This window comes from Novosphingobium sp. (assembly GCF_040398825.1).
Lineage (GTDB): Bacteria > Pseudomonadota > Alphaproteobacteria > Sphingomonadales > Sphingomonadaceae > Novosphingobium.
Map to the genome: position 1 here is coordinate 1 of NZ_JBBATI010000024.1, position 10,799 is coordinate 10,799.

The 10,799-nt window shown below is 64.0% G+C and carries 8 protein-coding genes; all 8 read left to right on the top strand.

Going from position 1 to position 10,799, the window contains the following annotated elements; genetic code table 11:
• The first annotated feature begins 93 nt into the window (after positions 1-93).
• A complete protein-coding gene (locus tag ABWP89_RS12385; protein ID WP_353229609.1) occupies positions 94-699 on the top strand; it encodes a dimethylamine monooxygenase subunit DmmA family protein in 606 nt (201 codons plus the stop codon).
• Positions 696-1,646, top strand: coding sequence for a PDR/VanB family oxidoreductase (locus tag ABWP89_RS12390; protein ID WP_353229611.1), 951 nt, complete (start codon positions 696-698; stop codon positions 1,644-1,646). The genes ABWP89_RS12385 and ABWP89_RS12390 overlap by 4 nt, the downstream gene beginning before the upstream one ends.
• A 10-nt stretch (positions 1,647-1,656) precedes the next feature.
• Positions 1,657-2,718 (top strand): heme-dependent oxidative N-demethylase family protein, encoded by a 1,062-nt coding sequence (locus ABWP89_RS12395; RefSeq protein WP_353229613.1) that lies wholly within the window; start codon positions 1,657-1,659, stop codon positions 2,716-2,718.
• Between the two features lies 1 nt (position 2,719).
• Entirely contained in the window at positions 2,720-3,391 is a 672-nt protein-coding gene (locus ABWP89_RS12400) for a helix-turn-helix domain-containing protein (protein WP_353229614.1), read from the top strand.
• Between the two features lie 137 nt (positions 3,392-3,528).
• Complete coding sequence (locus ABWP89_RS12405; RefSeq protein WP_353229616.1) at positions 3,529-4,884, top strand: trimethylamine monooxygenase; 1,356 nt, start codon at positions 3,529-3,531, stop codon at positions 4,882-4,884.
• A 26-nt stretch (positions 4,885-4,910) separates the two neighbouring features.
• Positions 4,911-7,073 (top strand): trimethylamine N-oxide demethylase, encoded by a 2,163-nt coding sequence (locus ABWP89_RS12410; RefSeq protein WP_353229618.1) that lies wholly within the window; start codon positions 4,911-4,913, stop codon positions 7,071-7,073.
• Positions 7,074-7,107: 34 nt separating this feature from the next.
• Entirely contained in the window at positions 7,108-8,715 is a 1,608-nt protein-coding gene (locus ABWP89_RS12415) for a trimethylamine N-oxide permease (RefSeq protein WP_353229619.1), read from the top strand.
• A gap of 289 nt (positions 8,716-9,004) precedes the next feature.
• Positions 9,005-10,792, top strand: a complete 1,788-nt coding sequence (locus tag ABWP89_RS12420) for a ShlB/FhaC/HecB family hemolysin secretion/activation protein (RefSeq protein ID WP_353229620.1) — start codon at positions 9,005-9,007, stop codon at positions 10,790-10,792.
• Positions 10,793-10,799: the final 7 nt, after the last annotated feature.

Sequence of the window (10,799 nt, forward strand, 5' to 3'; positions counted from 1 at the left end):
CCCATTGAAGGTACCCTGTGGGCGGTTGGGCCGGGGGTGCGGGGTGGTGGGTGGCACTTTTGAGTGGCACACTCAAAAAAGGCGGTTTGATCCATGAATGCCGTAACGCAGGCGCAATCCGGCACCAGCCGGCCGCGCTATTCCCCGCTCGCGCCCGTGCCCGCTGCACGCGCGCATCTGCTGGTGACCGATGGTGCGGTGATCGATCCGGTCGCGCTGGCCGTCGGGGTGTCGCCCACCGATTTTGTCGAAACCTGGTGCGTGGTTGCCCATGCCAAAGTGCTGCCGCAGCCGTTCGGCGGGCCGGGGGTGCAGCAGTTTCGTTCGGCCAGCCATCTGATCGCGCTGTTGGCGCACCGGCTGGCCGCCGAAACCATGGGTCTGCGGCTTTATGCCGTGGGCAGCGAACCGTTTGTGTGGGACGTTGCGCGCGCGGCCGGCGCGGCGGGCATGGGGCGCGAAGAATTGCGCCTGTTCGCCACCGGCGCCACGACGCGCCGGGTATCATGCGTGCATTGCCGCACCGTGAACCCGGGGGTGACCACCACCCTGGTGCAATGTGCCGGGTGCGGCGCCCTGCTGGAAGTGCGGGACCATTTTTCACGCGTGCACAACACCTGGCTGGGGGTGCAATGCGATGCCGAAATCCCCGGCGCCATTCCGCCAACCGAACCGCTTGATCAGGATGTGGGCGCATGATGGACAACCGCACGCTGCTGCTGACCGTGGCCGATGCCAGCCTGATCGCGCCCGGCTTGCGCCGGGTGCGGCTGGTGGCTGCCGATGGATCGCGCTTGCCGCCGGCCGCGCCGGGCGCACACATTACGCTCATGCTGCCCCCCCCGGCTGGTGGGAGCCTGTTGCACAATTCCTATACGCTGGTGTCCGCCGATCCGGACCACGGCTACACGCTGATCGTGCGGCGCAATGACCGGTCACGGGGCGGATCGCACCACATCCACGACCGGTTGGCTGTCGGCGATACGATCGAGGCGACGGTGCCGCACAACCTGTTTGCGCTGCACAGCCAGGCCAAAAAACATCTGCTGATCGGCGGCGGCATCGGCGTGACCCCGTTGCTGGCGTTTGTCGCGCATCTGCGCGCCGCCCATGCGCGGTTTGAACTGCACCAGATTGCCACCGCCGGTGAAGTGCCGGTGTTCGCAGGCCTGCTGGCCGCCCGCGAAGGGGAAAACATCCATATCCACGCCGGGCGCGCCGCCTGCGATTTTCCTGCGCTGCTGGCAACGCAACCACTGGGCACGCATGTCTTCACCTGTGGCCCGGCCGCGCTGATGGACGCGGTGGAGGCCGCCGCGGCCGCGCTGGGCTGGCCCGCATCGCACGTGCATCGAGAGGATTTCGGCGCGGCTGGCGGCGAACCGTTCCTGCTGCGGCTGGCCAGATCGGGGATCGATATCGCGGTGGCGGGCGATCAGACCATGCTGGAGGCGATCGAGGCGGCGGGCGTTGATGCAAATTCGCTGTGCCGGGGCGGGGCCTGCGGCGTGTGCCTAGTGCCGGTGCGCGAAGGCACACCCGAACACCGCGACCATTTTTTGAGCGAGGCCGAACGCGCCGCTGGCGATTGCGTGATGCCGTGCGTATCACGTAGTCGCAGCGCTTTGCTCGTCCTGGATATATAAGGACCACCCCATGGCCACGATGTTCAAGCCTGACGAAACCTTTCGCGATGATTTCCGCTTTGCCAACAGCGATGAAGCGATCCTGCGCTTTCCGCTGCCGTTTGGCGAAGACAGCTATATGTACGGCGTGAATATCGAACCGCACACCCGCGCCGGATCGACCGGTGCCTATGCGGTCGCGTTCGATGTCGATGAACATTACGTGGCCGAATGTGCCGAACGCGCGACTGTGCTGGCGCATGAGCCGGGCCGTTGCCTGGTGCTGCCGCACATGCACGCGGCGGAATGGGACACGCTGGAACTGATCATGGAAGGCCTGTCCACCGATTATCCCGACCAGTTTACGCTGGCGCGCGATGGTGACGACTGGACCTGGACCAACCGCCCGCTGGGGCTGCACCAGCGGTTCCGCTTTGGCGATGCGTCGACACTGCCGCATCCGCCGTTCGAATATATTGCGCGGCAGGCGCAGGGCGATTTTACCCTGCAGGATCAGCGCGATGGCACGCTGTATCTGGATGGCGGGATTGCCACCGTGCCCGCCGACTGGAGCATTGCGTTCGATGTCGGCATGACCTTTCACGAATGGCACGGGCCGGTGCCATTGGCGCACCAGGCCGGGGTGTTTGACCGCGCGCTGCAATACCTGATGCGCGTGCGCTATGGCCATCCGGCGCGGCGCATGAACTGGACCATGACGATCAACCCGCGGTTGGATACCTCGCCCGAAAATTACCCGATGTGGGGGCCGGACCGCGCCAGCCTGACGCCCGAAAACATTGGTTCGCAATTGTACCTGCGGGTGGAACTGCAAACCTTTTTCCGCCTGCCGCGTTCCAACGGCCTGCTGTTCGGCATCCGCACCTATCTGGCCAGTATCGACGAATTGACCCGCGTGCCCAAATGGGGCCGGCGCCTGCACCGGGTGATGCGCGATCTGCATCCCGATATTGCCGCCTACAAAGGCCTGACCCGGTATCATGACATGCTGGTCGCGCATCTGGCGGCGTTTGACGATGGCGCGCCGACCACGCCCGGCATCGCGCCGGACGTGACCGCGCTGCCGGCCTGACATGGCGGACAGCACCACCGACAGCACGATCGGGCTCGCCACCACTGCCGAACCGTTTCCCACCGGATCGGGCGCGCCGCGCAACGATCCGCGCGCGCTGGAAAAGGCGCTGGGGCTGCGCGTGCGGCAGTTGCGGCGCCAGCAGGATCTGTCGGTGGCCGATCTCAGTTCTGCCGCCGGATTGTCGACCGGCATGCTGTCAAAGATTGAAAATGGCCAGATTTCGCCGTCGCTGACCTCGGTCCATTCGCTGGCGCAGGCGCTCAACGTGCCGATTTCGGCGCTGTTCGCGCTGGTCGAGGACCGCCAGGACTGTTCCTTTGTCGCCGCCAACCAGGGCGTAAAAATCGAACGGCGCGGCACCAAGGCCGGGCATATCTACCAGTTGCTTGGCCATTTGCTCAGCGGCGATCTGGCGATCGAGCCCTATCTGATCACGCTGGCGGCCGACGCGCTGCCCTATACCAGCTTTGCCCACAGCGGCACCGAGCTAATCTATATGCTGGAGGGCGAGCTGGGCTATCGCCATGGCGACCGGCGGTATGACCTGAAACCGGGCGACACGCTGCTGTTTGACAGCCAGGCGCAACACGGGCCGGAGGATATGGGCGCGGGCGTGATCCGCTATCTGTCGATCATCGTCTATCCGCGTGCAGGCACGGCGGGCGGATGACTGCTGCATTCTTTAAAGGAAATAATTTTTCCTGATAGTTGACCCGCCCAGACCCGGCGGTTATCGCCTCGGTCACGAATTGGGCGTTGACGGTCGCGCCGGAATGCGAACAATCACGCCGACGGTGGAGGACTTTCATGGCCAAGCGGATTGCAGTTATTGGTGCCGGCGCAAGCGGACTTGCCGTGTTGCGCGCGTTCCAGAGCGCCAAGGCAAAAGGGGTCGACGTTCCCGAGGTTGTCTGTTTTGAAAAGCAGGACGACTGGGGCGGCCTGTGGAAATACACCTGGCGCACCGGGCTCGATCAATATGGCGAACCGGTCCATGGATCGATGTACCGCTATCTGTGGTCGAACGGGCCAAAGGAATGTCTGGAATTCGCCGATTATTCGTTTGAAGAACATTTTGGCCGGCCGATCCCGTCGTATCCGCCGCGCGCGGTGTTGCACGATTATATCATGGGCCGCGTCGAACGCGCCGGGGTGCGCCCGTATGTGCGGTTCAACAGCCCGGTGCGCTGGGTATCGTGGGATGCCGCCACGCAACTGTTTACCGTGCGGGTGAAGGACCAGGTTGCCGACACCACCTACGAAGAAACCTTTGACCATGTGATTGTCTCGTCGGGCCATTTTTCGACTCCCAACGTGCCGCAGTTCGAAGGGATCGAAACCTTTCCCGGCCGCGTGATGCATGCGCACGATTTCCGCTCTGCCGATGAATTCGCCGGCAAGGATGTGCTGATGGTCGGCAGTTCCTATTCGGCCGAGGATATCGGCACGCAATGCGTCAAATATGGCGCGCGCTCGGTCACGTTCAGCTATCGCACGCGGCCGCTGGGGTTCGACTGGCCCGAACAGTTCGAACAGCGACCGCTGCTGACGAAGGTGGAGGGCAACACCGTCCATTTCATCGATGGCACATCGAAAGTGGTCGATGGCATCGTGCTGTGCACCGGATACCTGCACCATTTCCCGTTCCTGCCCGATGATCTGCGGCTGGTCACCCACAACCGGCTCTATCCCGGCAATCTGTGGCAGGGCGTGGTGTGGCAGGACAATCCCGCGCTGTTTTATGTCGGAATGCAGGACCAGTATTTCACCTTCAACATGTTCGACGCGCAGGCGTGGTATGTGCGCGACCTGATCCTGGGGCGCATCGCGGTGCCCGATGCCGATGTGCGCGCCGCCAGCATTGCCGATTGGCAGGGGCGTGAAGAAGCGGCCAGCAACCCCGAATTGCAAATCGATTTCCAGGCCGCCTATGTGCGCCAATTGATGGAAGCGACCGATTATCCCGTGCTCGATACCGATGCCGTGGCCGCGCTGTTCAAACAGTGGGAACACGACAAGGAACACGACATCATGGGTTATCGCAACCAGTCCTATCGCTCGGTGCTGACCGGCACGATGAGCCCGCGCCATCACACCCGCTGGATGGACGCGCTCGACGATTCGCTTGAGGCGTTTCTGGCCACCAGCGACACTACGGTCTGACGGCAGGGGGCAGGGGCACAGCAACGATGGCTTCTGCCGCTATCCCGCACCCGGCCGATACGGTGGTCATCGTCCCCGGTGGCGGCGAAGTCCGCTTTGACCTGGGCCCGGGCGACCGCGTGCGGATCATCGATCCCGAAGGATTGCAGCCGGGTTCGCTGGTGCTGCACGGTGCTGATGGCGACGAAACGATCGCGCTGTTCGGTGCGGATTCGCCGGCCGGTGCCGAACATGGCTTTGACACCACCGTGGCCCTGGCGGTCACTGTGCGCGCGCCCGGTGCGCCGATGGAGCCGGATGCGCAGGATGCCGCCACCGAACTGCACGTGCGGATTGCACGCGCCGATCCCGCCGATGATCTGCCGCCGCCGCTGGGTGTGCCGGTGCTGGATCTGCGCGTGTCCGCGGCCACCGCGCGCGCCTATCGCGTGCGGGCGGGCGACTATATCCAGATCATCGATGTCGCCGGGCGGCAATGTTCGGATTTTGTCGCGTTCGATGCCGCCGCGCTGGAACTGGGCCATGAACGCGGGCTGGACCCCACCGTCACCCGTACGCTGATGGGGCGCAGCTTTTCCAGCCCCGGGCTGCACGCGCGCTATTTTGATGCAACCATGCGCCCCCTGGTCGAAGTGGTGCGCGATACTGTGGGTCGCCACGACACCTTTCTGCTGGCCTGCAGCGCGCGCTATTACGAGGATCAGGGCTATCCCGGCCACGCCAACTGCACCGAAAATTTCAACAACGCGCTGGCGCCGCATGGCGTGGCGCCGCGCAGCGGCTGGCCGGCGATCAATTTTTTCTACAACACCTTTGTCGGCCACGATGAAACGATCGGCATGGATGAACCGTGGTCGCGCCCTGGCGATTATGTCCTGCTGCGTGCGCTGACCGACCTGGTGTGTGCATCATCGTCGTGCCCCGACGATATCGACCCGGCCAATGGCTGGAATCCCACCGACATCCATGTTCGCACATATGACAGGAGTGCCGTGGTTCTGCCCGGCAATGCCCATCGCATGACCCCAGACGCCCCCGCCAAGCTGACCCGCCAGACCGGATTTCACCCCCGCACCGCCGCCCTGACCCGGCAGATGGTGGATTATCGCGGCTTCTGGCTGCCGTCTGCCTATACCAACCACGGCGCGATCGCCGAATACTGGGCCTGCCGCAACCACGCCGCGCTGATCGACCTGTCGCCGTTGCGCAAGTTCGAGGTGACCGGCCCGGATGCAGAGGCGCTGATGGACCTGGCGGTCACGCGCGACATGACCAAGCTGGCGGTGGGGCAGATCGTCTATACCGCGATGTGCCACGACAACGGCGGGATGATCGACGATGGCACGGTGTTCCGGCTGGGCCAGACCAATTTCCGCTGGGTGTGCGGCGAAGACTGGTGCGGGGTGTGGCTGCGCCAGCTGGCGGCGGACCGCGGCCTGCAGGCCTGGGTAAAGTCATCCACCGATCAGCTGTCCAATGTCGCGCTGCAGGGGCCATTGTCGCGCGAAATCCTGGCGCCGCTGGTCGCCACGCCGGCGCACCGGCCGACGGTGGCCGAACTGGGCTGGTTCCGGTTCACCACCGGGCGCATCGCGGTTGCGGCGGGTGATCTGCCGGTGGTGGTGTCGCGCACCGGCTATTCGGGCGAGCTCGGCTATGAAGTGTGGTGCCATCCGACCCGCGCGCCTGAATTGTGGGATGTGCTGATGGCGGCTGGCGCGCCGCACGGAGTGCTGCCCGCCGGGCTGGACGCGCTCGACATGTTGCGCATAGAGGCCGGGCTGATTTTTGCCGGCTATGAATTCAGCGACCAGACCGACCCGTTCGAGGCCGGGATCGGGTTTGCCGCACCCAAGTCAAAGCGCAGCGCGTTTGTGGGGGCAGAGGCGCTCGCCCGCCGCCGCGAACACCCGCAACGCGTGCTGGCCGGGCTGGCGGTCGAAGGCGCGGAACCTGTGGGCCATGGTGATCCGGTCTATGCCGGCCGGGTGCAGGCCGGGGTGGTGACCAGCGCGACGCGATCGCCCATCCTGGGCCAGACCATTGCGCTGGCGCGGATCGATGTGGCCTATGCCGCGTTGGGCACCGCGCTGACCATCGGCAAGCTGGACGGGCAGCAAAAGCGCATCGGCGCCACGGTCGTGCGTTTCCCCCATTACGATCCCGACAAGACCCGGGTCCGTTCATGAACCCCCAGCAGCCGACCCCGGCGAAGGACAGACCATGGCCACTGTAGCAGCGCAAGCCGACAATCCCGGGCTGCAGCGCGGGATCAGCTGGACCGGCGCGTTCTGGATCGCCAGCGGGGTGCCGGCGCTGGTGCTGTTCACGATCGGCACGATTGCCGCATCGGTGGGTACGGCGTCGTGGCTGGTGTGGACGGTGTCGATCCTGTTCGGGTTTATCCAGGCGTTCAGCTATGCCGAAATCGCCGGGCTGTTCCCCAACAAATCGGGCGGCGCATCGATTTATGGCGCGGTCGCGTGGGCGCGGTATTCCAAAGTGTTTGCGCCGGTTTCGGTGTGGTGCAACTGGCTGGCGTGGTCCCCGGTGCTGACCATCGGGTCGGGGCTGGCGGCGGGATTTTCGCTGTCGATCCTGTTTGGCGCCGATGCCGCGATCAACACCTGGCAATGGACGCTGGTCGATCTGTCGTTTTTGAAAACCGGTCTGGCTTTGCGCATCAATGCCACGTCGATCATCGGTGCGGGTTTCCTGCTGGTGGCGTTTGCCATCCAGCATCGCGGGATCAGTTCGACCGCGCGCGCGCAAATCGTGCTGGGGGTGGTCGCATTGGTGCCGCTGATGCTGATCGGGCTGGTGCCGTTGCTGACCGGCGATCTGCCGCGCCACAATCTGTGGCCGATCGTGCCGTTAAGCCACGACGCCGCCGGCCACCCGATCAATGGCCATTGGGATGCAGGGGGCATTTCGATCTTTATGGGCGGGCTGTTTGTCGCCGCGTGGTCGACGTATGCCTTTGAAACAGCGGTTTGTTACACGCGTGAATTTCGTGATCCCAAACGCGACACGTTCAAGGCGATCCTGTCGTCGGGGCTGTTGTGCATCGTCGTGTTCACGCTGGTCCCGATCAGCTTTCAGGGTGTCCTGGGGCTGGATGGCATGCTGTCGCCCGGCATCGCCAACAACATGGGCGTGGGCCAGGCGATGGCCGGGATGATCAAGGCCGGGCCGGTGGTCGGCAACGTGATCGTGGTGATGATGATCCTGGCGCTGCTGCTGGCGATCATCATGTCGATGGCCGGGTCATCACGCACGCTGTACCAGGCATCGGTGGATGGCTGGCTGCCGAAATACCTCAGCCGCGTGAACCATGCCGGCGCGCCGACGGCGGCGATGTGGACCGACCTCGGCTTCAATCTCGTGCTGCTGTCGATGTCGGACTATGTGTTCGTGCTGGGCGTGTCGAACGTCTGCTATATCCTGTTCAACTTCCTCAATCTCAATGCGGCGTGGATTCACCGGATGGATCGTCCGGGCTGGGAACGCCCCTATCGTGCGCCGACCGTCCTGCTGGGGGCGGGGACAGTGCTGTCATTCGTCAATCTGGCGCTGATGGGCGTGGGCGCGGACATGCTGGGCAAGGGCACGTTGTACACCGGGCTGGTATGCGTGGCGATGATCGTGCCGGTGTTCGCATGGCGGCACTATGTGACCGACAAGGGGCAGTTTCCCGACGACATGAGCGAAGACCTGCACTTGCGCCCCGAACCCGGGGTCCGCACCGGCGCAGGATACCTGCCGCACCTGACCGTGGTGGCGGGCGTGGTGGTCATCGCGGTCAGCCACTGGCTGGCGGTATTGCCCTGATCGCGCCTGATGCGCGGGTTTGACTGGCGCCAGGGCCGAAGGGCGGCAGATATTGGTCCCGTGCGCAACGGCATCGCGCAATAATGACAGTGTGATTACATAGCCCGGACCTTGCCATGTTCTTGGGTGCCCGAACCATTGGTCGTTGACACTCTGTCCCGGCGGATGCACCATTGGGGCAAGGGCGTTAAAAAAACAAAAGAATCGCGCAAATCAAGCGCCGAACGGGCTGGTGAGGAATCCTTCCTCGCCGGTCTTATAACTTGTGTGATTCAAGCTGCGGGGGAATATGGGACGATCGCAAGCAATCGCAGCCGTCGGCCTGGGGGCCGTGCTGGCGGGCTTTGCGCCCGTCGTGGCTGCGCAATCGGTGCCGGCACCGCCTCCGTCGCTTCCGCAAGGCAGCCTGCCGACCGCGCAAGAGGTCAATCCCGCTGCGCCCGACGCAGCCCCGCCCAAAAGTACGGTCAAGGTCCGCGAACAGGGCGCATTTCGCGCCGGGCCGTGCCCGCTGGCGCAAAGCGATGTGAAAGTCGCGATCCGCAGCATCACCTTCACCGGCCCAGGCGGCGCCGCGCTTGACCCCGAAATCCTGCGCGTGGTGCAGGGGATAACCACCGGCAGCGATGCGCAGTCGATCAGCGCGGTCTGCACTTTGCGTGATGAGGCCAATTTCCGCCTGCAGCACGCGCGTTATGTCGCGGCGGTGCAGATCCCGCCGCAGACCATCGACCAGGGCGTGCTGCGGCTGGAAGTGGTGACCGGCCGCATTGTCGAGGTGCATGTTCACGGCGATGCCGGCCCGTTTGAAGGCAAAGTGCGCGCACGCATCGAACAGTTGAAAAAACTGACCCCGCTCAACGCGGCTGAGGCCGAAAAGGTGCTGTTGCAGGCCAACGATATCCCCGGCCTGACCATGCAGATGGGGCTGTCGCCCGATACTGCCACGGGCAAGCCGGGCGATCTGATCGGCGATATCACCGTATCCTATCGCCGGTTTGCGCTGGTCGGCAATGTGCAGAATTACAACAGTACCGCTTTGGGGCGTGAAACGGTCTATCTGCGGGCAGAGGCCTATGATCTGCTCAACCTGGACGATCGCGCGTATATCGCGGGATCGACCACGTTCGATTTCCGCAAACAGCGTACCATTCAGTTTGGCGAAGCGATCACGCTGAACAGCCACAACGACCACCTGGCGTTTGTCAGCACGTTTGCCCAATCGCGCCCGGCGTTGACCGGGCTGGATTTGCGCACGGTCTCATTGATCGAAAATCTGTCGTACGATCATACCTTTGTGCGCACGACCACCGCGTCGGTAATTGCCACCGGCGGGTTCGAATATGCCGAACAGCGCACCAAGGTCTATTTTGCCGGCGATAAAAAAGGGCAGGGTATCGGCCTCGATCGCATTTCCACGCTGTATGTGCGGGTGGACGCGGACAAGCGCCTGCTCGGGCTGGACGGCAGCCAGAAGGCAGAAGTGTCCGGCGGGCTGGAACTGCGCAAGGGTATCGGCATTCTTGGCGCGACCAAGCCCGGCGTCATTGTCGGCACGTCCAGCCCGTCGCGGTTTAACGGCAGCGGCACACCGTTCATCGTGCGCGGCCACCTTAGCGGGGTGGTCAATCTTGGCCCGCTGTTCGAACTGGCCAGCACGGTGCAGGGGCAATGGGCCGACCGCGAGCTGCTGAATTATGATCAATTTGCGATCGGCAACCTGACCGTCGGGCGCGGCTATGATCCGGGTGCCAACACCGCTGACAAGGCGTTTGCCGCGGCGAGCGAGGCACGGTTCAACCTGCCGCTGGGGCCGCGCGTGCGCGGGCAGATTTATGGCTTTTACGACTGGATCCATTTGTGGAACCGCGATCCGTCCTCCACCGAAAGAAACCGGATTTTGCGGTCGGTCGGTGGCGGCGCGCGGCTGACCGTGATCAACGGGCTGAAGCTGGATGTGACCTATGCCCATCCGCTTGATCCGCCACTGCTGACCGGCACCAATGTGCAGCGTTCGCCCAACCGGCTGATGGTGTCGCTGACCGCGCAGCTCGTTCCGTTTGGTTTCAAATTCTGATGGCGAT